General features: G+C 36.4%; 17 protein-coding genes. 12 read left to right on the top strand and 5 right to left on the bottom strand.

Annotated features, from left to right (window positions below; genetic code table 11):
* Positions 1–46 precede the first annotated feature (46 nt).
* The 4 genes from ACUTSE_RS05240 to ACUTSE_RS05225 all read right to left on the bottom strand — a co-directional run bounded on the left by ACUTSE_RS05240 (position 47) and on the right by ACUTSE_RS05225 (position 4,144).
* The gene (locus tag ACUTSE_RS05240) at positions 47–829 is read right to left on the bottom strand and encodes an outer membrane beta-barrel protein (protein WP_002988899.1); all 783 of its coding nucleotides are present in this window, start codon (positions 827–829) and stop codon (positions 47–49) included.
* 12 nt (positions 830–841) lie between these two features.
* Positions 842–1,969, bottom strand: a complete 1,128-nt coding sequence (locus ACUTSE_RS05235; protein ID WP_353102250.1) for a PCMD domain-containing protein — start codon at positions 1,967–1,969, stop codon at positions 842–844.
* Between the two features lie 281 nt (positions 1,970–2,250).
* Positions 2,251–3,072, bottom strand: a complete 822-nt coding sequence (locus ACUTSE_RS05230; RefSeq protein ID WP_445639482.1) for a porin family protein — start codon at positions 3,070–3,072, stop codon at positions 2,251–2,253.
* Entirely contained in the window at positions 3,059–4,144 is a 1,086-nt protein-coding gene (locus ACUTSE_RS05225) for a PCMD domain-containing protein (RefSeq protein WP_445639481.1), read from the bottom strand. Before ACUTSE_RS05225 ends, ACUTSE_RS05230 begins: the two co-directional genes overlap by 14 nt.
* 267 nt (positions 4,145–4,411) lie before the next feature.
* Here ACUTSE_RS05225 and porZ point away from each other — a divergent pair, with 267 nt between their 5' ends.
* The 7 genes from porZ to ACUTSE_RS05190 all read left to right on the top strand — a co-directional run bounded on the left by porZ (position 4,412) and on the right by ACUTSE_RS05190 (position 14,096).
* Positions 4,412–6,736 (top strand): type IX secretion system anionic LPS delivery protein PorZ, encoded by a 2,325-nt coding sequence (porZ, locus tag ACUTSE_RS05220; RefSeq protein WP_445639480.1) that lies wholly within the window; start codon positions 4,412–4,414, stop codon positions 6,734–6,736.
* Positions 6,736–7,449 carry a DNA repair protein RecO gene (gene recO / locus ACUTSE_RS05215; protein ID WP_002988910.1) on the top strand — a complete coding sequence of 238 codons (714 nt, stop codon included), beginning with the start codon at positions 6,736–6,738 and terminating at the stop codon, positions 7,447–7,449. The genes porZ and recO overlap by 1 nt, the downstream gene beginning before the upstream one ends.
* Before the next feature lie 478 nt (positions 7,450–7,927).
* Positions 7,928–11,332 (top strand): isoleucine--tRNA ligase, encoded by a 3,405-nt coding sequence (ileS, locus tag ACUTSE_RS05210; protein WP_445639479.1) that lies wholly within the window; start codon positions 7,928–7,930, stop codon positions 11,330–11,332.
* A 10-nt stretch (positions 11,333–11,342) separates the two neighbouring features.
* Positions 11,343–11,729: a TraR/DksA family transcriptional regulator gene (locus ACUTSE_RS05205; protein ID WP_002988912.1), complete on the top strand. Its 387-nt coding sequence runs from the start codon at positions 11,343–11,345 to the stop codon at positions 11,727–11,729.
* 85 nt (positions 11,730–11,814) lie between these two features.
* Positions 11,815–12,408, top strand: a complete 594-nt coding sequence (locus ACUTSE_RS05200; protein WP_002988913.1) for a lipoprotein signal peptidase — start codon at positions 11,815–11,817, stop codon at positions 12,406–12,408.
* Between the two features lie 175 nt (positions 12,409–12,583).
* Positions 12,584–13,540, top strand: a complete 957-nt coding sequence (locus ACUTSE_RS05195; RefSeq protein ID WP_002988914.1) for a succinylglutamate desuccinylase/aspartoacylase family protein — start codon at positions 12,584–12,586, stop codon at positions 13,538–13,540.
* Complete coding sequence (locus ACUTSE_RS05190; RefSeq protein ID WP_445639478.1) at positions 13,533–14,096, top strand: 5-formyltetrahydrofolate cyclo-ligase; 564 nt, start codon at positions 13,533–13,535, stop codon at positions 14,094–14,096. Before ACUTSE_RS05195 ends, ACUTSE_RS05190 begins: the two co-directional genes overlap by 8 nt.
* A gap of 74 nt (positions 14,097–14,170) precedes the next feature.
* Here ACUTSE_RS05190 and ACUTSE_RS05185 read toward each other — a convergent pair whose 3' ends face one another.
* Positions 14,171–15,949 carry a helix-turn-helix domain-containing protein gene (locus tag ACUTSE_RS05185; RefSeq protein ID WP_445639477.1) on the bottom strand — a complete coding sequence of 593 codons (1,779 nt, stop codon included), beginning with the start codon at positions 15,947–15,949 and terminating at the stop codon, positions 14,171–14,173.
* Between the two features lie 303 nt (positions 15,950–16,252).
* Between ACUTSE_RS05185 and ACUTSE_RS05180 the strand changes: the two genes are divergently transcribed.
* From ACUTSE_RS05180 to hppD, 5 genes are all read left to right on the top strand, one after another.
* Entirely contained in the window at positions 16,253–16,834 is a 582-nt protein-coding gene (locus ACUTSE_RS05180) for a hypothetical protein (protein ID WP_445639476.1), read from the top strand.
* Positions 16,835–17,425: 591 nt separating this feature from the next.
* The gene (gene uvrC / locus ACUTSE_RS05175) at positions 17,426–19,216 is read left to right on the top strand and encodes an excinuclease ABC subunit UvrC (protein WP_002988926.1); all 1,791 of its coding nucleotides are present in this window, start codon (positions 17,426–17,428) and stop codon (positions 19,214–19,216) included.
* 25 nt (positions 19,217–19,241) lie between these two features.
* The gene (locus ACUTSE_RS05170) at positions 19,242–21,470 is read left to right on the top strand and encodes a patatin-like phospholipase family protein (RefSeq protein ID WP_445639475.1); all 2,229 of its coding nucleotides are present in this window, start codon (positions 19,242–19,244) and stop codon (positions 21,468–21,470) included.
* Positions 21,471–21,689: 219 nt separating this feature from the next.
* On the top strand, positions 21,690–22,850 hold the full coding sequence (locus ACUTSE_RS05165; protein WP_445639474.1) for a homogentisate 1,2-dioxygenase: 1,161 nt from the start codon (positions 21,690–21,692) through the stop codon (positions 22,848–22,850).
* Positions 22,851–22,899: 49 nt separating this feature from the next.
* Entirely contained in the window at positions 22,900–24,060 is a 1,161-nt protein-coding gene (hppD, locus tag ACUTSE_RS05160; RefSeq protein WP_002988933.1) for a 4-hydroxyphenylpyruvate dioxygenase, read from the top strand.
* Positions 24,061–24,073: the final 13 nt, after the last annotated feature.

Genomic DNA, 24,073 nt, shown 5'->3' with positions numbered 1-24,073 from the left:
ATAAAGACATAAAAAAACTCGATCGTTAGATCGAGTTTTTTTTATTTTAGAATTGATAACCAAAACCGAGGTTCAAGTATATGTTGTGCATGCTAAAAGAAATGTCTTCGAAGTCTTTTTTAAACAATCGGTTTGCACCATAGCTTACATCGCTAAAAAGTCTAAAATGACTGTTTAGATTCCATTCTCCACCTGCTTGAAAGCCCCATTGAAAGCGATTTAAATCATCAGAGTAGTCAAAATCAGCTGAAGCATCATCATTAAATTCAACTTTTAGACCTGTTGGAGCATTCTCACGTAAGTAACCGTTCGAAACATTTCCTGTAAAATTTCGATCAATTAAACCAGATAAAAAGACTCCTCCATATAAGTTCCAATTTTCAGATAAATTATAAACGGCTGAAATAGGAAAGGTTAGATACGTATTGCTTACATTGGTGTAAACATCTCCCGTAAAGTATCCTCTACTTGGACCTTTAGCAGAATTTACTTCTATTAAGTAATTTTTCACACGTGCATCCGTCTTCATTCCTTTTTCTTCAAATCGAACCCCTAGTCGAACTCCCCATTGTTGGTTCACCCATTTTGTTGCATTGGCTTCAAACCCAGTTTGTAAACCTGGGTTGTAACTTTTTACACTGCGGATCTCACGGGGTAATCCCAAGGGAGCTGATCCTCCAATACTAAATTGAGCTTTTACTTGGTAATCCATATTTTGTGTAAAAAAAGCTTGAAATTTAGAGGATGGGTTTTCTTGTGCTTCTTGTGCATATAGGGTTGTTCCTAGTACAAAGAACAAACACCCAGAAAGGATATATTTAAAATTCATTTGTTTCTTTAATTAGTTGTTTATTTCTTGATCAGTTAACACTTCAATTTCATCTATTGAGAGACGACTTCCAATAGCTCCATTGTATTTGTCTCCTTCAAGACTAGAAGTTAGAACGATGGCTAACATATATTCATCATCAGGATTATATGCTCTACCTGCGATAGTGATAAAAGGTAATTCAAAATAGGTCCATTGTTCTGTCTCAATTCGATCTTCCGGTTTGATTCTTGCATAAGATAGAATACGTGGATCATCTTGAGGATTGTCAATGAATCTAAAATCATGTGTTGCCTTTAGATAATCATTAGGTGAATCTTTTTTAAAGTAGATAGCATAGATGTCAAAGGTATCTTCCGTTAGATTACTTTGTCCGTCTTTGCTGTGTATTTCGAATTTTTCTCCTTTTTTATATTTGAAATATCCCGTTAATTTGGTTGGTGCTTTTTCCCAATTGGTTCCGAATCGTGGCGATTCTTCTGGTTTTGTAATATTAGTCTCAAATTTTCCAGTAAAAAGGTTTCCAGCAGCTATAGCCGCAAAAGCTTGTCCCATTTTTCCAGTTTTTTGTGTTTCTAATCGAACTCCTTGACCTATTTTTCCTTGAGGTTCAATGGTTGTAATCATGTGATCTTTGTCAGGTCTATTTTGTGGATCCGTCAAGAAACTGAGATAAAATCCAGAATTTCCGCTATCCCATATTTTAGCTTCTTTTTCACCATCAACTTCTATCCATTCATAAAACCCACCATTTGAAAATATGCGGGTATTTTCAAATGAAAATGTACTAGATATTTCAGCTGTATAAACGCTAATTTTATATGTTTTTGAGTAGGCACCATTCTGTGAAGTTACAGTATAAAATTGTGGGTTTGTGAAATCTCGCATTGTCCCACTGGCAGGATTTATTGTAGCGCCTTCAGTCAATGTGAATTCAGGAGCCAGTTGCGTGATATCTGCATACCCGTTTACATAAAATGTAACGAAGTCATTTTCAATTTCTACGGGTAGTTTTATAAGGTTCTCTGGAATTTTAGCTGTTACGATATCAGCTTCCGTATTTAACGCTTCATCTTTGATACAAGATGAAAAAAATAACCCTACCAATAGGGTTAGAAGAAAAATGTATTTATCTCTCATCGTTGAAATTAGTATTTATTAATGTTTATATCATGTAATCGTAATGATTGCATAACCTTTAATCTACAAATTTACGCTATAATGTTGAGAATACGCGTTTTCTGCATTTTACTTCGTTAGATTGTGATTTTCAATACTTAAAATGAATAAAAATGTTCAATTTTTTCATTAGTATTAAGATAAAAACTCTTTTTTATGTCAAAAAGGTGTCAGGTCTAGGATAAAAAAAACTACAATCTTTCGATTATAGTCTCTATTTTAAACAAGGCATCGTTTTTTACTTAAAACTGATAGCCAAATCCGAGATTTAAATAAATGCTGTACATGTTGAATGTAATGGCTTCAAAGTCTTTTTTGAATAAACCATTGAGCCCCCAATTTAAATCGGAAAACAAGCGGAACTGATTATTCACTTTATATTCAAATCCCAATTCTGCTCCCCATTGAAAGCGGTTTAAATCGGAAGAGAAATCATATTCTCCTTTGGCATCTTCTTCAAATTCTATAGGCGTTCCAATGGGATTACCTTCCCGTAATACCCCTTCATATACATACCCTGTAAAATCGCCATCAATGAGTCCCGATAAATAAACTCCACCATAAACATTCCATTTTGAATTGACATTGTATACGGCGAGTATAGGAAAAGTAATATAAGAGTTCTTCATTTTTGTTTTTACATTTCCTGTAAAATACCCTTTGGTTTGTTTGCCTTCTTCGCCGTCAATTTGTGTGTAGTAGTTTTTTACTCGCGCATCTGTCTTCATCCCGCGTCCTTCAAAACGCAGTCCTGTTCGAATTCCCCATGTCTGATCATCCGTGAGCCATTTAGTTGCATTAACCTCTAATCCCATTTGTAAGGTGGGATTGTAGCTGTTGATTTCGCGAATTTGTGCTGGAATTCCCAAAGGTGTACTTCCACCTATGCTGAATTGCGCACGGGCTTGATAGTCCATATTCTTCGTAAAGAATGTTGTAAAGACAGTGGGCGGTGCTGGTTCTATCGCTGATGTGTCTGGTGACTGAGCAAATGAACGGTAGGGGAATGCAAGTAGGCAAACCAACAGCAGATATAAGGACGGAAGTATATTATTCTTTTTCATAAACTAATTCTATTTCATCAACTAAAAGTGTACTGCCAATGGCTCCTTTAAATTCAGCCCCATCAATACTCGAAGTCATGACAATGGCAATCATATAATCTTTGTTCGGATCATAGGTTTTTCCTGGAATGACAGTAAAGGGAATGGAGAAGGTACTCCATGTTGTTGTTTCTTTGCGATCTTCTGCTGGGATGCGTGCAATGGCTACATTTCGAGGATCAGCAAACGCATGATCACCCGTTAGGTAGTTGTCTTTTTTCTGTAGTTCAAAAATAATGGCATAGATGTCGAATGAATCTTGTGCACCAGGTACTTCATTATAATTCTCATCTGTCACTACTTTTCCAGGCGTGTATTTATAGATACCTCGTAAGGTCTGAGGCAAAGCACCACTATAAGGAAGCCCAAAACGAGTGGATTTCAATGTATTAAACGGGTTGAGTTTGAATTGTCCTAAAAATAAATTACCTGCAGCAATCGGATTTCCAGTTGCCGCAGCAAAATTGGACGTATATACAGTTTGCATTTTAACAGCTAATCCTCCTCTTCGACCTGGTGCTACCGTTGTCGGATAGGCCTCTGCGGGTGTTGAACCAGCAATCGTAGCATATCCTTGGTTTCCACTATCCCAATCGTAAATTTTCTCCCCATTAGAGCCAATTTCATAAAAGCGGTAGTAACGATCTCGATCGGTTAGTTCGGCATTGTTGAAATCGTAATAGGTACTTAATTCATCACTCGTAAAGCTAACCAGATATTTTTTTTGCCAACGTTTATCTTGGGCTGTGATAACGACCTCTTGGGCAGTTGAAAAATCACGCGTAACTCCATTGGGTGGATCCATGGTTGAATTGGGAGAAATGATAAAAAAAGGCGACTGATGCTCTAAATCTACATTTGATTTTACTCTAAATTCAACCGATGTATTCGTGATAATCGGGTCCATTTTGAGGTATTCACTTGGAATATAAGCTTCTAATATGTCGGCATTAGTGTCTAATTCTTCCTCTTTGATGCAACTGCTGCACAAAAGGCTGAGTCCTACTAAGTATAGAGAAACGCGGTGTTTCATAGGGGTATAGTATTAAGTAATGACATATTTACAATTTTCTTGCCAAATTTGATTGCTTTGTGTTAAGCTTTTTCTAACACGGAAGGTAATGTATTTTTGTTTAGTTAAAACGTTTATTTTTTACTTTTTATTTTGTAAAATAGACCTTTAAATTTTGCGTCGATAGAGTTACTATGAGCTCCTCAATGCATGGAAAAACCAAAATGATAAGAAGGAGTTTATATTTCTTTTGATAGTAGTATATTTGTTTGATTGTAAATAGTCTGTATGAAAACCAAGCATTTAATTTATTTGTTGCTTTTAGGGGTTACGAGCCTTTGGGCTCAAGATAATCACAAGTGGAATAGTTATTTCTCTTATACGGAGGTCGTGGCTCTTGCAAAAGGACGCGATGTCGTTTTTGGAGCAACGCCTTCCGCTTTGTTGCGTTTTTCAGTCAATCAACAGAATATTGAAGTATACAACTCCATTAGTGGATTAAAAACCAATCAAATTACAGCCTTGCATTTTAGTGAGGTACACCAAAAGCTATTAATTGGAAATGAAGATGGTAGCTTACTCGTTTTTGATTTGAGAAATGACCGTATACGTACCTTATCTGATATTAAAAATAAACCCTCTTTACAGGTATTTGAACGTCGAATTAATGCTTTCTTAGAGGTTAAGGGACAAGTATATATCGCGACGAATTACGGAATTAGTGCCTTCAATATGAATGACAATTCATTTGGTGATAGCTATTATATTGGAGCCAATGGAAAAAATAGCATCGTGAAGGATATCATAGCAACAAATCAAGATTTGTTGGCTATTACAGCGGAGGGAATTAAACAAATTGGACTTCAAAATCCCAATAAGGTTGATTTTAGACAATGGACTACTTGGGAGAATGGATCAAATTGGGAAAAAGGATATGCAATAGGGGATAAGATTTTCTTGAGTGCAAAAGAAGAGACTACCCTTTATGAATTAACGCAACCAAATCAAGTCGTAATGGTGGCGGAAGCCAAGCAACCAATTGTAAATTTTAATGAAAACGAGCAAGGACAATTGCTGGTGATTACACCGACACAAGTGCTGATGTTACAAGGCGGAAATCAATTAATCGAAACCATACAGCACGGCAATCTTGTGGATGCTGTTGAGGTGAATGGGGTGTATTATTTTGCGAGTAGTTCAGCAGGATTATTTCAAATGTCGAAAAACGGACAGAAAGAATCGTTATCGCCTGATGGACCAGAATCGAATCGTGTATTTTCACTGTTGTCGACAAGAGAGGGTACGTGGTTCATTAGTGGAGGATATGATAAAAATACGTATAACCCCTATGTACCTACCTTAGCAGCCAAAGGATTAAGCTACTTTAATAAGAAAAAAGGATGGGAGTTTTTGCCATTTGGCGCATTGAAAGATGCACGTGCATTAACCTATGCTGCGCTGAATCCGAAGAATGATAAAGAATTATATGTAGGATCGTACCATTCAGGATTATTGCAAATAAAATGGAAGAACAATAGTATTCAAGATAGTGAAGTGGTCTTGTTTAACCATGAAAATACGGGTACTACGGGCTTGGAGAATATGGAAATTGATCCCAATGACCCTTCTTTTCCTCCAGGCTATGCAACAGTACGTGTAAATGGGGTTGTGTTTGATAAACAAGGAAAACTATGGGTAACGAATAACTTTGTGTCTAGTGCATTGAAGGCTATGGATGCCAATCAAAAATGGCAATCGTACTATTCGACTTATGGTATGTTTGATTATAAAAGAGGAAATTATGGGCGTTTAGTGGTGGATAAAAATGAAACCAAGTGGATCCCATCCCTAGAAGATGGATTAACGGCATTTAATGAGACAAAAAATAACCGTGTAGCCAAATTGAATACAGATTTGGGTAATCTGCCTTCGGATAATGTAAGTGCTTTAGCGTTAGATAAAAACAATCAATTGTGGATTGGTACAAATAAAGGATTGCGCGTGATTCAAAACGTCAATCAATTTTTGCAAACGACGAGTTTACAGCCAACCAATATCGTGATTGAAGAAAATGGAATTGCAGAAGAATTGTTTTATCAACAGTATATCACAAAAATAGAGGTGGATGGTGCCAATCAGAAATGGGTTGCCATTGCAGATGCAGGGGTATTCTTAGTCGCTGCAACAGGAAAGAATGTCATCTATCATTTTACTAAAGATAATTCGCCTTTGCCTAGTAATACCATCAATGATATTGCTACAGATCCCGTATCTGGAGAAGTGTTTTTTGCCACTGACTTAGGGGTTGTTTCCTTTATGGCGGATACTTCCGAAGGACAAGATACGAATAGTTCATTCTATGCTTACCCCAATCCTGTTCGCCCAGAATACCTTGGTGAAGTGCGTATTGTTGGGTTAATGGATCGCTCTGTAGTAAAGATTACTGATATTGAAGGAAATTTAGTTTTTGAAGCAACCTCGAATGGTGGAACCGTGGTTTGGGATACACACGCATTTAATGGTAAAAGAGTAGCTTCAGGCGTGTATTTGATTATGGTGTCGTCGGCTGATCACGGCAATACCAAAGTTAAAAAATTGATGATTATTCGTTAATGGTTATACAGACAAAAGCCATTGTATTACAGGCTATAAAATACCAAGATAAGAGTTTGATAGTGAAGTGCTTGACGAAAGAAGTGGGGATTCAAACCTTTTTCGTTCGCAATGCGTTTGCTAAAGGAAAAAACGCACAGAAAATAGCGTATTTTCAACCTTTGATGTTGTTGGACATTACATTCGCTTTCAAGAATAAAGGCGGTATGGAGTACTTCAAAGAAATTAAAGTCGATCAAGTCTATCACAGTATCTACTATGACTTTTCAAAAAATAGCATTGCTCTCTTTGTTAGTGAGATTCTCAGTATGGTAGTGAGTGAACAAGAACGCGATGAACAATTTTATTCGTTTATCGAGACAGCACTCTTGTGGCTAGATACACATGATGAAACAGCAAATTTCCATTTGTTGCTCTTGGTTGAATTATCAAAATACCTCGGATTTTATCCGGATTCCTCCGAGATGGATTGCCATTATTTCGACTGGTATGAAGGCGTGTTTACTGATATTCACGTTGCAAATTGTTTTGATGCAGAAGAAACATTTTTGTTCAAACGCTTGCTAGACTTAGGATTTGAGTCGGACCAAAAGGTGTTTTCTTCTCGAGATAGAAAAACGCTTTTAGCCTTGTTGATGAAATATTATGAAGTGCATTTTACGGCTTTCAGAAAACCAAAATCTTTGGAGATTTTGAAGGAAGTATTTTCGTGAGGGGATGAGGTGGTGAGAAGGTGAGAAGGTGAGGTGGTGAGACGATGAGGTGGTGTGATGTAAAACTCCGTAGTGGCAAATGGCAATTTGCCAAGTAACTAGATTTCAATTAAAGTCTAATCCTTTCTTGATATAGGGTTAAGAATTAATCAAGTATAATCTTCCCGTTTTTTGCTAGCATTGACCATCTTTAGGTGCTTCTCTTACAGGTAGATATAGGGATTTGTGAGGTTTGTTCTTTATGAGGTTCGCTCACCGTCTCACCTTCTCATCGTCTCACCACTTCACCTTCTTACCCCCTCACCGCCATCACACCTCACCATCACACCGCCTCACCATAAAAAAAAACAACCATCCAATCTCACAAAAAACAAAAAACAGTCAATTTTTGCTCTTTTTAGTAGCAATTATTTGGTATGTAATTAAATGAAAATGCGTAAATTCGCCCAATTGATTAAAAAATAGTAGAATAATAACGATGAGCACTAAATTTACAGAATATAAGAATCTTGACATGTCAGGGGTAGCATCGGAGATGCTAGAGTTTTGGAAGGAACAATCCATATTCGAGAAAAGTATTAGTACGAGAGAGGATAACAAGCCTTTTGTATTTTTTGAAGGACCACCTTCAGCTAATGGTAAACCTGGGATTCACCACGTAATGGCTCGTACGATTAAAGATATTTTTTGTCGATATAAAACACAAAAGGGATTCCAAGTAAAGCGTAAAGCAGGTTGGGATACGCATGGATTACCTGTTGAATTAGGGACAGAGAAAGAATTAGGGATTACGAAAGAAGATATCGGGGTAAAGATTACCATCGAAGAATATAATCAAGCATGTAAGCGCACAGTAATGCGTTATACTGACTTATGGAATGAACTGACGCAACAAATGGGATACTGGGTGGATATGAATGACCCGTATGTTACCTATAAGCCGAAGTACATGGAGTCTGTATGGTGGTTGTTGAAACAGATTTACGATAAAAATTTATTGTATAAAGGATATACTATCCAACCATACTCGCCAAAAGCAGGTACAGGTTTGTCTTCTCATGAGATTAACCAACCAGGTGCATACAAAGATGTAACAGATACGACTATCGTTGCACAGTTTAAAGCGATAGAAGCTACATTACCTGCCTTTTTACAAGGTTTTGGAACAATCCATTTCTTAGCGTGGACGACAACTCCTTGGACGTTGCCTTCGAATACAGCTTTGACAGTGGGACCAAAAATTGATTATGCTTTGGTGAAATCATTCAACCAGTATACTGGTGAAGCGATTCAGGTTGTTTTAGCGAAGCCTTTAGTAGGGAAACAATTCGCTGGAAAATTTGCTGCAGTAGAAACAGAAGAAGAATTAAACGCATACAAAGAGGGAGATAAGAAAATTCCTTATTTGGTTGTGAAAGATTTTAAAGGAGCTGATTTAGTTGGAATTAAATACGAGCAATTATTGCCGTATACCTTGCCTTATCAAAATCCTGAAAATGCCTTCAGAGTAATTGCTGGAGATTTCGTAACAACAGAAGACGGTACAGGTATCGTACATACAGCCCCTACATTCGGAGCGGATGATGCGAAGGTTGCAAAGGAAGCAACTCCAGAAGTACCTGCTATGTTAATCTTAGATGCAGAAGGAAACCCGGTGCCATTAGTTGATTTACAAGGCCGTTTTGTGAAAGAAATGGGTGAAGAGTTAGGTGGTAAGTATGTGAAGAATGAGTACTATGATGAAGGAACTGCACCAGAACGTTCAGTAGATGTTGAAATTGCAATTAAACTAAAAGAAGAGAATAAAGCATTCAAAGTAGAAAAATACGTACACAGTTACCCACATTGTTGGAGAACCAACAAACCGGTATTGTACTATCCTTTAGATTCTTGGTTCATCAAGATTACAGAGGTAAAAGACCGTATGTTCGAATTGAATGAAACGATAAACTGGAAACCAAAAGCAACTGGAGAAGGACGTTTTGGAAATTGGTTGAAAAATGCCAATGACTGGAACTTATCTCGTTCGCGCTATTGGGGTATCCCATTGCCAATCTGGAGAACAGAGGATAAAACAGAGGAATTAATCATTGGTTCAGTAGAACAAATGATGGCGGAGATTGAAAAATCTCAACAAGCAGGACTCCAAAAAGATAATCCGTATGCTGGATTTGTTGTTGGTGATATGTCAGAAGAAAACTACGACAAAATCGACCTACACAAAAATGTAGTGGATGGTATCGTTTTAGTTTCGCCAAGTGGTAAACCAATGTATCGCGAATCTGACTTGATCGATGTTTGGTTTGATTCTGGTGCAATGCCGTATGCACAATGGCATTATCCATTTGAAAACAAAGAATTGGTGGATCAAAATGGGGCATACCCAGCAGATTTCATCGCTGAGGGTGTGGATCAAACTCGTGGTTGGTTCTATACACTTCATGCGATTGCAACGTTGGTATTTGATACAAAAGCGTATAAGAACGTAGTGTCAAACGGACTAGTATTGGATAAAAATGGATTGAAAATGTCGAAGAGTTTAGGCAATACGATTGATCCATTTGAAACGCTAGCTGAACACGGACCTGATGCGACACGTTGGTATATGATATCGAATGCAAATCCTTGGGATAACTTGAAATTCGATTTAGAAGGAATTACAGAAGTGCGTAGAAAGTTCTTTGGTACATTATATAATACGTATAACTTCTTTGCGTTGTATGCTAATATTGATGGATTTAAATACGCAGAAGCAGAGGTTCCTGTTCAAGACAGACCTGAAATTGACCGTTGGATTCTATCAGAATTAAATACATTGGTGCAAAAAGTGGATGAATACTATGCAGAATATGAACCAACACGTGCAGCAAGAGCAATTACAGAGTTTGTAACAGAAAACTTGAGTAACTGGTACGTGCGTTTGTGTCGTAGAAGATTCTGGAAAGGGGAATATGCACAAGATAAAATTGCGGCATATCAAACGTTATATACGTGTTTGATTACAGTAGCTAAATTAGGTGCTCCTATTGCTCCATTCTTTATGGATAGACTTTACAGAGACTTAACATCAATCACGAATTCAGAAAATTTTGAATCCGTACATTTGGCTGATTTCCCGAAATTCGATGCTTCATTTGTCGATGCAGGGTTAGAAAGCAGAATGCATAAAGCACAGATTATTTCTTCTTTAGTTTTATCGCTTCGCAAGAAAGAAATGATTAAAGTACGCCAACCGTTACAACGCATTATGATTCCAATTTTGGATGAAAATCAGCGTTTAGAGATTCAAGCTGTTGAAGATTTGATCAAAGCGGAGGTAAACGTAAAAGAAATTGAACTGTTAGATGACGCTTCAGGTATCTTAGTGAAACAAATTAAACCTAATTTTAAAACATTAGGACCGCGTTTTGGTAAGGATATGGGCTTGATTGCTAAGGAAATACAAAACTTCAACCAAGAGAATATTGCCGAAATTGAGAAAAACGGTGAAATAGTTTTAAAATTAACAGAAAAAAGTATTATATTAACACTTTCGGATGTAGAGATTACTTCTCAGGATATCGAAGGATGGTTAGTGGCTAATGAAGGAGGTATTACCGTTGCGCTTGATATTACAATTACAGAACAATTGCGCAAAGAGGGAATTGCCAGAGAGTTAGTAAACCGTATCCAAAATATTCGTAAAGACTGTGGATTCGAAGTAACAGACAAAGTAAAAGTTACATTGCAAGATGTAGTAGAAATAAGAGAAGCTGTTTTGGCTAATGAAGATTATATAAAATCTGAAACATTAACTCATACATTAGAATTTGTAGACACGCTAGAAAACGGAGTGGATGTAGAGTTTGATGAGCTGAAAACACGAGTATTAATTTTAAAATAAAATTAAAATTATGAAAGAGACTGGCGAATTAGTACGTTATTCTGACGCAGAGCTGGCAGAATTCAAAGAGTTGATTCAAGCTAAAATTGAAAAAGCACAAGCTGATTTAGAATTAATCAAAAGTGCATATATGAATGATTTAAATAATGGGACTGATGATACATCTCCTACATTTAAAGCATTTGAGGAAGGTAGTGAAACGATGTCTAAAGAAGCGAATTCTCAATTGGCTATTCGTCAAGAAAAGTTCATTAGAGATTTAAAAAACGCTTTGATCCGCATCGAAAATAAGACCTATGGCTTATGTAAAGTGACAGGTAAATTAATCGATAAAGAACGATTAAAATTAGTGCCACATGCTACAATGAGCATCGAAGCTAAAAATATGCAACGTTAAATGAATAACGAAGCGCTCTTTTTAATAAAAGAGCGCTTTTTTTATCTCGTAAAATCGTTTACATTTGCTTCTAAAACTGAAGAGAATGTCATTAAAGAAAGCCTATTTACTAGCTGCTATAATTTTAATTATCGACCAATGGTCAAAAATCTACATCAAAACGAATTTTTTATTAGATGAAGAAATTTTTGTGTTTGATTGGTTTAGAATTCACTTTATAGAAAACGAGGGAATGGCTTGGGGAGTTTCTCTTCCTGGTGACTATGGGAAGTTGGCCTTAACGTTGTTTCGCATCATCGCTGTATTTGGTATTGGTTGGTGGTTGCAAGATTCAGTAAAGAAAAAGCTTTCTAATTATCTAATTGTTGCAATCTCTTTGATTTTAGCAGGTGCAGTGGGTAATATTATAGATTCAATCTTCTATGGTGTTATTTTTGACGATAGCACACATCAATTGGCAACGCTATTTACGGATAAACCTTATGGAACCCTTTTCCATGGAAAAGTAGTGGATATGCTTTATTTTCCTATTTGGAAAGGAACACTACCTGAATGGTTACCTATTTGGGGAGGAAAGTACTTCACGTTTTTTAATGCAATCTTCAATTTCGCAGATACCGCTATTTCGGTAGGGGTTGGTATTTTAATTGTTTGGAATAAGCGCATTTTCAAAAATTAATTTCTTTGGATGGTTATGAGTTATGAGAAATGGGTGAATTTTCTAAATAGCAAAAGCATCCATTAATCGATAGATCTTCCAACTTCACTTCTTCATCGTCTCATCAACTTCACAAAAAACAACTTCATACCTTTACAATTTTCACTATCTTCACTTCTCGAAAATAAAGCAAGCTATGAAGATATTAGAGGAAGTGATTTTACCCGGTGAGAGCAAGACCTTACATTTAGAAATTGCAAGATTACATACGGCAACTAAGCTAAAAATCCCCGTAATTATTTCGCGTGCCTTAGAGGACGGACCAACGATACTCTTTTCAGCAGGTTTACACGGAGATGAGCTTAATGGGGTTGATATTGTGCGCCAAATTGTACATCAGGGTTTAAATCGCCCAAAAAGGGGAACAATTATTTGTATTCCGGTGATTAATATCTTTGGGTTTATTAATAAAACGCGTGAATTTCCCGATGGGAGAGATTTAAATCGCGTATTTCCTGGTAGTAAAACAGGTTCACTAGCGGGGCGTTTTGCGTACCATATCTTGACGCATATTATTCCACATGTTGATTTCGTGATTGATTTCCACGCAGGAGGTCAAAGTCGATTCAATGCACCTCAGTTGCGCATTGCGATGGATGATAAAGCTGTATTAGAACCTTTGGCAAAAATTTTCCATCCCCCTTTCTTATTGTATTCCAATCAAATTACAGGATCTTTCCGCAGTGCTTGTGCTAAGCGCGGAGTTAAAATGTTGTTGTTTGAAGGAGGGAAATCGTTAGATATTAATGCAGAAGTATCTAAAATGGGAGTAGAGGGAACCAAGCGTGTTCTCCGCCATTTTGATATGTTACGCGAAGAGATTGAAGTTGAAAGTCGCCAAGAAAAAATGGTGATTATTAGTCAATCTGTTTGGATTAGAGCAAAACAGTCCGGTTTAATGCATGATCAAGTAGCTGTGGGAACCTTTGTAAGAAAAGGAGAAGCGCTTGCGTATATCTCAGACCCTTATGGAAGAGAAAATGTAATGATTAAAGCACCTAATAGTGGGTATGTCATTAATGTTAATGACTCACCGATTGTTTATCAAGGAGATGCTATATTTCACTTGTCAAAAAATAGTACCAATGAATAAAACTACAGCACGTCAAAAGTATATCCAAGCTAGAGAAACACTTACACAAGAGGAGGCTGAAGAAAGAAGTTTAGCCATTGCTAATCAATGTTTGCGTTTGCCTATTTGGGATAAGATCAATTACCATTTGTTTTTGTCCATTGTACAGAAAAAGGAAATTGATACTGATTTCTTGATGCAGGTCTTGGCAGGTAAGGATAAAAATATAATTCTGTCGAAATCCGATTTTAAAACTGGGGATATGCAGCATTTTTTATTGACTGATAATACGGTATTACGCGTCAATAGCTATGGAATACCAGAACCACAAGACGGCATTCAAATCCAAGAAAATCAGTTGGATGTTGTGTTCGTTCCGTTGTTGGCTTTTGATGAAAAAGGCAATCGCGTAGGGTATGGAAAAGGATTTTACGATAGGTTTTTGGAAAAATGCAAACCCGATGTAATTAAAGTTGGACTTAGTTTCTTTGAGGCTGAACCTCATATTGAGGATGTTTCTCCCCTTGATATTGCGTTGGATTATTGTGTAACACCACATAAAATATATGCTTTTTAAAAGAGATGAAAGCTAAAAGCCCCAAAAGGTTACCTTTTGGGGCATTTTTTATCGTTGCGGTAACAGAGTGTTTTTTAATGCGCAGTTTTACTTTGATCCATCTCTTTGAAATCCTCGTCTTGTTGACGCATTTTAATAAAATCAGTCACCGATATTTTTGTAATCTCTTTAAAAGAATTAGAGAAACTCTTTGAACTACCAAAACCAAATTCATCAGCCAACCCCGTCAGGTTGAGTAGGTGAAGTTTGGGATTGTACGTCAATTCGCGTACCGCATGTTGAATGCGAAGGCGTTTAAGGTAATCTGAAAAATTGATATTCTTTTCCTCATTAAAGAATTTGGACAAGGTATTGCGGTTCGTTCCAAATTGACGAGCTAATTCATCTTGTGTAATTTTCTGTAAATATCCTTTTTTGCGTTCAAAGTCCTCTAATTTTTTGATGAGTACCTGAGTTGTGTTTAATGGCTGTTGAGATTCAGTTAAGTCAACAACGGACACAGTATCTAACTGTTGTTCTTGTAGTAAACGCTGTGACAGTTGTATTGCCTCTTTCGGTGATTCATGAATCAGCTGCTTGTATTGTTGTTGTAATTTTTGTTGTTTTTTCTGGTAGTAAACCAATCCGATAAATACAACCAGAATTAAAACCGTTACAAGTCCATATAATCCTTTAATTTGAGATTGACTTTTAGATAGTTCATATTCCAGCTTTTGTTTAGACGCTTCTAATTTCTTCGTATCTAAGTGTGTATGGATATAGGAACTGAGTTGGCTGTTGTTTTTGTGTAATTCAGTGGATAATCCCATCAAGAGTTTGGTATAGTACAGCTCTTTTTCTAGGTCTTTTTTCTCTTGGTAATAGGTGATTAAGTAGTTAAAGGCTTCACTTAATTCGGTATTAGCAAAATTGGTTTCTTTATACAGTGTTTCTATCTTTTGAAAATAAGGCAGTGCTTGTTCTTTTTTGCCCCTATCCCACATGTTTTTACCAAAATAGAGGTAGATTAAATGCTCATTAGCATAATCATCATTATCTACAATTGGATTTAATGCTTTGGTTAATAGAGAATCTGAGGTTTCAAAACGATGTAATCGATGATTATACATTCCGTTGATGAAGTCAAAATAAGCTATTTCAAGTACTTTATCTTTCTTAATCAGCCTAGTTGTTGCCTCATACCCTTCTTGAAGTAAAATTCGAATCGTGTCATTTTTTTCTTGGCGAAAACTTGTTTTACTCAAGGCATAAATGTTGCTGATGTATCCACGTAAATTATTGTAGGCGTTGCTGCTGTCATTTAATTGACCACGATAATATGACATAGATTCTTTCGTAAGCTTTGCCGATTTGTCCAAGTCATCCAAGTGATAGTAAATGGAGCCAATAGCATACTTTACTTTATTAAGGGTGTATTTGTCGTCTGTTTTCTTTAAATAATCCTCTGCTTGTAGCCCATATTCGAGTGCCTTTTTGTAGTCTTTGTTTACAAACTCTACGTGGCTTTTCGTGTTATAGGCAGTGCCTATAGCTTGAATGTCGTTTAGTTGCAAGGTATAGTTAAGTAAACTATCAGCATATTTTAGCTGTAGCTCATAACTTTTAATTAAAAATATTTTTTTCAAATAACCTTTAATAACGTCATTGGGACTTTGTTCCGATTTTGCTTTTTGAAGATAATATTCAGTAACAATTTCCTTTTCTTTAGGAGTGAGTACACTGTTATTAATCGTAAAAAGTAATTCTTGCAAAGACCAATCTTTATAATCAGCATTATTTTGAGCAGATACACTGTTAGAAAAATATCCACTAAAGGTTATAAAAAAGAAAGTCCAGAATTTTTTTAGTAACATTTGGTAAGGGTTTAGAAGCTTTTCTTTAAAGATAAGTTTTTTTTGTGTTTTATAAGATGTTGATAGTCAGTATTTTTTACAATTTTTCCTTCTTGATTACAATTTTTCCACCTATCTAAAATCGAGGTAATAACTCATTTAAAATCAGAGCGTTTCGAAAATGTCCAATCAAATTTTACAATTCATCCATTGTTGATAGATAAAAAACTTGTGCTTTTGTATTGAGCGAACTAAGTTTGCTTTCAATGTCACAAACAAAATGTGGATTGAAAAAAGTAACATTTAATTTAACACCGCAAAACTATGAAAAAGATTTATATCTGTGCAGCATTGGGATTATTCTTTGCTTCATGTAGTACAGAAGATGGAACAAAGGAGTCAATACAAGATGTGAAAACAGTAAATGTTGTAGGCCAAACACATTGGAAGGATATAATAGATGCTATCAATAGTTCGAGTGTAACATCGAGTTATAATACGACAGAAGAAATAATTTCGGGTGTAGAAAATGCAGCATTCGCTAATTCCGATTTTAAAAAATTGGATATGAAAGGCTACGTGACGCCTACAGTTTCCGAAGTAGAATATTTGTTAAATAATGATGAAGCTACCATATTAGGACAATTGAATTACTCTGACGCAACCAACTATTATTTAAATCAAATGTTAGTAGTTCGTGGGCCATGGGAAACGAATCCAGCAACGGATAAAGGAGTTTCTGCCAGAGATAAGGAATTATTGACGTTTTTGACCTATACATGGGGACCAGATAAAGATTGGGAGTGGGATAAAAAGAGGAGAGTCGCTTTTGTAAAAGGATATGAAGATAGTCTGGCACGTGCTATTGTTTTGTCTTTAGTGCTAGAACAAGTAGAAAAAAAGTAAATCAAGAAATCAATAAGTGTTGTTTCTATAGAGCTAGCAGTCCGGAATGCTGGTCAGAAACAAAGTAATTGATACAAAAGAGAAAATGAACAAAGAAGAGGGTACATGAGAGTGAAATAAATACTAATATCCTTAGAAAGTAAAAATAGTAATGGAACTTATAATTACCTATCGGTTTAAAATATTTGCAGTGTTATTGCTACTATGGGCAGGGATGAACTTTTGGGTGTTTCCACCGGCCTGGTTTTGGGTTGCCATTGTTTGTATGATTCTGGTTTTGGGGATCAGTGTTAAGTTGTTCAAGGCAAAGCCTTAACTTTTAATACGATAATCAGTAAATCAACAAGCGAGGCAAAAAATAGTAAGCTTTATCGTTTTAGACGGGTAAAAAATAGAGGAATTATATCCATTATAATTGATTAATTTAGATGGTAAAAAGGGTGTTCAATCGAACACCCTTTTTTATTGACTGCAATTGAGATTCTCCTAGAAGTAAATGTTGTAACTTCAACCAAGAATACTACGTTTTAGGAAAGCATCTTTTGCCGTCCTAATTTTAAGCTTTATTTTTGTTCCTAAATTACAGAGTAGATGCAAGTAAAAGAAGAGTTAGCGTTACAGATACAAACCTTACCAGATCAACCTGGTGTATATCAGTATTTTGATAAAGAAGGTAAGATTCTTTATGTTGGTAAGGCGAAGAACTTGAAAAAAAGGGTGAGCTCTTACTTTAATAAAATTCACGATAATGCAAAGACCAATGTATTAGTCAAAAAAATTGTGAAGATTAAACATATCGTTGTGCCCACGGAAACAGATGCGTTGCTGTTGGAAAACAATTTAATCAAACAATTGCAGCCTCGTTATAATGTCCTATTAAAGGATGATAAATCCTATCCGTGGATTTGTATTAAAAAAGAACCTTTCCCTCGAGTGTTTGTTACGCGTCGTATGGTGAAAGATGGTTCAGAATACTATGGACCCTATACAAGTATCAAAACAGTGAATACGCTCATGGAGCTGATCAAAGAACTGTACGCTATTCGAACTTGTAGTTATGATTTGTCCTTGCAGAATATCCGAAGTGAAAAGTTTAAAGTTTGTTTAGAATATCACATCGGCAATTGCGGAGGACCTTGTGAAGCCTATGAAACGAGCATACAATACGATAAGAAAATCACTGAAATACGCGATATCCTAAAAGGGAACTTCAAAGAAAGTTTGAAGGGGTTTAAAGCCTATATGTTGGAATTGGCCACGGCGATGCGTTTTGAAGAAGCTCAACAAATCAAAGAAAAAATAGAATTGCTTGAGAATTACCAAGCGAAATCAACCATTGTTAACCCAAAAATTGGCAATGTGGATGTCTTCTCTATTATCTCTGATGAAACTAATGCCTATGTCAACTTTTTACAAGTTTCATACGGAGCCATTATTCGCTCACATAACTTAGAGCTAAAGAAGAAGCTAGAAGAAACAGATGAAGAATTATTGGCCTTAGCTATTATAGAGATCCGCAGTAGATTTGAATTGCTAACCAAAGAAATTCTCGTTCCTTTTGATTTAGATTTAGGGGAACAGATGAAAGTGACGGTACCCAAAATGGGAGATAAAAAAGCGCTGTTGGATTTATCAGAACGCAATGCCAAATTTTATCGCATGGATCAATTAAAACAAATTAAAATTGTGGATCCAGATCGTCACGTAAAGCGCATCATGCAACAGATGATGAAAGATTTGCGCTTGCCAAAAGAACCACGCCATATTGAGTGTTTTGATAACTCCAATATTCAAGGAACCAATCCAGTTGCCGCTTGTGTTGTCTTCAAAGATGGTAAACCAAGTAAAAAAGACTACCGTCATTTTAATGTTAAGACCGTTGAAGGACCAAATGATTTTGCTTCGATGGAAGAAATTGTCTTCCGAAGATATAAGCGTTTACTCGAAGAAAAAGAAGCACTTCCTGATCTTATCGTTATCGATGGAGGAAAAGGACAATTGGGCGTTGCCTTAAAGAGTTTGGAAAATTTAGGGCTAAGAGGAAAAATTCCCATTATCAGTTTGGCTGAACGCTTAGAAGAAATTTTTTACCCAGGGGATAGTTATCCGCTTTATTTGGATAAACGATCGGAAACGATGAAAGTAATTATTCACCTTCGAGATGAGGCCCATCGCTTTGGATTGACGTTTCACCGCAATCAACGCAGTAAAAATGCGATTACAAGTCGATTAGACGAGGTACCTGGTATTGGAGAAAAAACAAAAACGAAGTTGATGAATCACTTTAAATCAGTGAAGCGAATCAAAGAAGCTTCTATGGAAGAGATAGAAAGTGTAATCGGAAAAGCAAAAACTAAAGTTTTATTGGAACATTTAAACTAAATTAGTAGGATAAAAAAGGATAACTATGCGCAGAATTATAGCATTATTAGCAATAGTATTAGCGGCAGGTACGAGTTTTGCCCAAGAAGAGGATCGTCCTAAAGTAGGAGTGGTGCTGAGTGGTGGTGGTGCAAAAGGTCTTGCACATATCGGCGTATTGAAAGTGTTGGAAGAGCAAGGCGTACAAGTAGACTATATTACAGGAACTAGTATGGGAGCTATTGTAGGGGGATTATATGCCTCTGGATATACCGCTTCAGAATTGGATTCCATCTTTAGCAGTATTGATGCTACAGCGCTAATTAGAGACTATATTCCCCGTATTTCTAAATCGTTTTACGAAAAGAAAAACGATGAAATTTATGCCTTAACGTTGCCCTTTGATAAGTTTAAGATTGGATTGCCAAAAGCTTTTTCGCGAGGCATGTACAACTACAACTTGATGAATCGATTATTAGCGCATGTTCGACATGTGCGTGATTTTAATGATCTCAATATTCCCTTTTTATGTGTTGCAACGAATATCGAAACAGGTAAACCTGTTTTGATTGATTCGGGATATTTACCGCAAGCCATCTTGGCGAGTGGGGCTTTTCCCTCTTTATTTGCCCCTGTATTAATTGATGATAAACACTTGATCGATGGTGGTATTGTCAATAATTATCCGATCGAAGAACTAAAAGCATTAGGAGCAGATATCGTGATTGGAGTTGATGTTCAAGATGGATTAAAAGATATAGATGCTATCAGTGGTGCTGCGGATGTGTTGTTGCAAATTTCCAATTATTCAACCATCAATCAGATGAAGAATAAGATTGGAGAAACGGATATCTACATCAAACCCGATATCTCGGGGTATACCGTAGTCTCTTTTGAAGATGGGAAAGCAATTATTCAACGTGGAGTTGCAGCGGCTGAAACGAAATTGGATGAAATAAAGAAAATTGGCGGGAAAAAGGATGTATTGCAGAAGCAATTTGTACCGAAATACACCGATAAAATATATGTAAATTCGATTGATATTAATGGATTAACACGATATACACAACGTTATGTGCACGGAAAGTTAGGGTTTAAACCGAATAGTATGGTGACGTTTGATGAACTTGAAAAAGGAATAGATCAGCTGAACGGAACGGACAACTTTAGCAGTATATCCTATCGCTTTGATGCGAATGGAGAAGGAGATGAATTGGTTTTAGATTTAGTTGAAAACCCAACGAAACGCTATTTAAAATTAGGTGTTCACTATGACGGGTTATACAAATCAGCTGCCTTATTAAACATAACACAGAAGAATCTATTGATGAAAAGTGATGTGGCTTCTTTAGATGTTGCTGTTGGGGATAATGTGCGCTACAATTTCAATTATTTCGTGGATAATGGATTTTATTGGAGTGTAGGGATTAACTCAAAATACAATCAATTTAGTCATGACTTACGCTTTAAAATGCTATTGAAAAATGACCATTTTGAGTTGCCTTCCGATATTGATCTCGCTAGTTTGCCTGCGAAGTTTAATGTCGATTACAAAGACTTAGAAAATCGCTTGGTTTTTCAAACTTTTTATCAACAGAAATTCCTATTAGCGGCAGGATTAGAGCATCGTTACTTCGATATTAAGAGCAATACGCTGAATGTAAAAGAAAGCAATTTTGATCGCAGTACCTATTTGGGCGCATTTGCAAATTTTACTTTTGATACCTATGACAATAAGTATTTTCCACGCAAAGGATTCATGTTCAAAGGAGAGTATAAAAACTACTTCTACTCGTCGGATTACCTTGGGAATTTCCAGAACTTTTCGATGGTTACTGGGCAGGTGGGGTATGCAACACGCCTAGCAGATAAATTGTTTGTCGATTTGCGTTCACGTGTGGGGGCAACCATTGGCAATACACCTTCTATGGGCTTCATGTATTTTCTAGGAGGATATGGATTTGCTGATCGGGATAATCTTATTCCTTTTTATGGGTATGATTTGTTGAGCATAGCTGGTAATTCGTATATCACAGGATCATTGAACTTAGATTATGAAATCTTTAAAAAGCATCACATAAACTTTTCTGCAAACCTAGCGAATGTAGGAGAAGATATCTTTTCTGGCTCTGAATGGTTGTTTAAATCAAAGTATTCAGGGTATGCAATAGGGTATGGGATGCAAACGATGATTGGGCCTATTGAAGTGAAATACAGCTATTCACCAGATACAGGAGGAAGCTATACTTATTTCTCTGTTGGCTTTTGGTTTTAGTTAAGAATTAAAGCGACTTAACTCCTTGTGTTTTAGCAATACGCAAATAAAATTTGGTTAAGAAGTTGGATATATCATTTTTATTTCGATATTTGTGATATTATGAAAATACAATGGGACGGTTTATTGGCTTACATTAAGTTTCTGATCAAGAGAAATCCTGAATGAGAAACTTTTACTTATATCATTTTTTTTCCAACCTTAAAACTATAAGTAATTATGCCTTTATATCATCGCTTAGGGAGTATTCCCCCTAAACGTCATACGATTTTCCGTAAGGAAAACGGTGACTTATACTATGAACAATTGTTTGGTACAGTTGGTTTTGACGGAATGTCAACAAATATGTACCATGTACACCGACCGACACAGGTGAAAGAAATACGTAAACAGTATTCAGTTGCACCTAAAATTGCGAAAGCAAATAACATTCAATCTTACCGACTAAGAGGATTCCAGGTAGAACCCGAAAATGATTTTTTAGAAAGCCGAAAAGCAGTTTTGACCAATAGTGACTGTACCATTGTATTAGCGGCTCCTAAGAAATCAATGGAGGACTATTTCTACAAGAATACCGATTCTGATGAATTGATTTTTATCCATAAAGGATCAGGAACCCTGCGTACTTTTTTAGGAAATTTAACCTTTAAGTATGGTGATTACTTAGTTGTTCCAAGAGGAATGATTTATAAAATGGATTTCGATACCGAAGATAATCGTTTGTTTATTGTGGAATCTAAACATCCGTTTTATACACCTAAACGTTATAGAAACTGGTTTGGACAATTGATGGAGCACTCTCCTTTCTGTGAAAGAGATATCCGTCGACCAGAAAACCTAGAAACCTATGACGAAAAAGGAGATTTTTTAATCAAGTTGAGAAAACAAGATGAGATCTTCGAAATGGTATATGCAACGCATCCTTTTGATGTCGTAGGCTATGATGGATATAACTATCCGTATGCCTTTTCAATTCACGATTTTGAGCCGATTACCGGACGTATTCACCAACCACCTCCAGTACATCAAACATTTGAAACCGCTGGTTTCGTCGTTTGTTCTTTTGTACCGAGATTATATGACTATCACCCAGATGCTATTCCTGCTCCTTACAATCACAGTAATATTGACAGTGATGAGGTGTTGTACTATGTTGATGGTGATTTTATGAGTCGTAATGATATCGCGCCAGGTCATATTTCATTACACCCTGCAGGTATTCCACACGGACCGCATCCAGGTGCTGCAGAGCGTTCAATCGGAAAAACCATTACAGAAGAGTTAGCCGTAATGGTAGATACTTTTAAACCGTTGATGGTAACAGAAGAAGCAATGAAGATTGCCGATGAACAGTACTACCAATCGTGGTTAGAAGAATAACAAACAACAAGAGTAAAGAGAATAAATAAACAACAACAAAAACTATATTATGAGTAAAGAAGTAAAGTCGGTTGAATTTGGCTTAGAAAAAATATTTGAAGGAGCGCAAGATTTCTTGCCTTTATTAGGAACAGATTACGTTGAATTTATCGTTGGGAACGCAAAACAAGCGGCTCACTTTTATAAAACAGCGTTTGGTTTCCAATCATTAGCGTATGCAGGATTAGAAACAGGAGTGAAAGACAGAGCATCTTACGTATTAGTACAAGATAAAATCCGCATCGTTTTAACTACACCTTTAACAGCGGAGTCTGAATTAAATGACCATATCGTAAAACACGGAGATGGAATTAAAGTAGTTGCACTTTGGGTAGAAGATGCACGTAAAGCATACGAAGAAACAACAAGCCGTGGTGCTAAATCATACATGGAACCAGTTGTTGAAAAAGACGAATTTGGTGAAACTGTTCGCGCTGGTATCTATACATACGGTGAAACTGTTCACATGTTTGTTGAAAGAAAAAATTATACAGGTGTATTCTTACCTGGTTTCGTTAAATGGGAAAGCGAATACAATCCAAAACCAGTTGGATTGAAATACGTGGATCACATGGTAGGAAACGTGGGATGGAACGAAATGAATACGTGGGTAAAATGGTACGAAGACGTAATGGGATTCGTAAACTTCTTATCTTTTGATGATAAACAAATTAATACAGAATATTCTGCTTTGATGAGTAAAGTAATGTCAAACGGTAATGGACGTATTAAATTCCCTATCAACGAACCTGCTGAAGGAGCGAAAAGATCACAAGTAGAAGAATATTTAGATTTTTATAACGGTCCTGGAGTTCAGCACATTGCTGTTGCAACAGATGATATCATCAAAACAGTTGGTGAAATGAGAGCAAGAGGAGTTGAGTTTTTATCTGCTCCACCACAAGCGTACTATGATGCAATTCCTGGTCGTTTAGGAGTTCACATGGATATGATGAAAGAAGATATCAAAGAATTACAAAAATTGAGTATCTTAGTTGACGCTGATGAAGAAGGATATTTATTACAAATCTTTACAAAACCAGTAGAGGATCGTCCAACTTTATTCTTCGAAATTATTCAAAGAATGGGTGCAAGAGGATTCGGTGCAGGTAACTTCAAGGCGCTTTTCGAATCAATTGAGCGTGAGCAAGAGTTGAGAGGAACGTTATAATCTGAGTTAAGAA

The organism is Myroides sp. TSA_177.3 (assembly GCF_052691955.1).
This window is presented reverse-complemented; position numbering and strand designations above follow the sequence as displayed.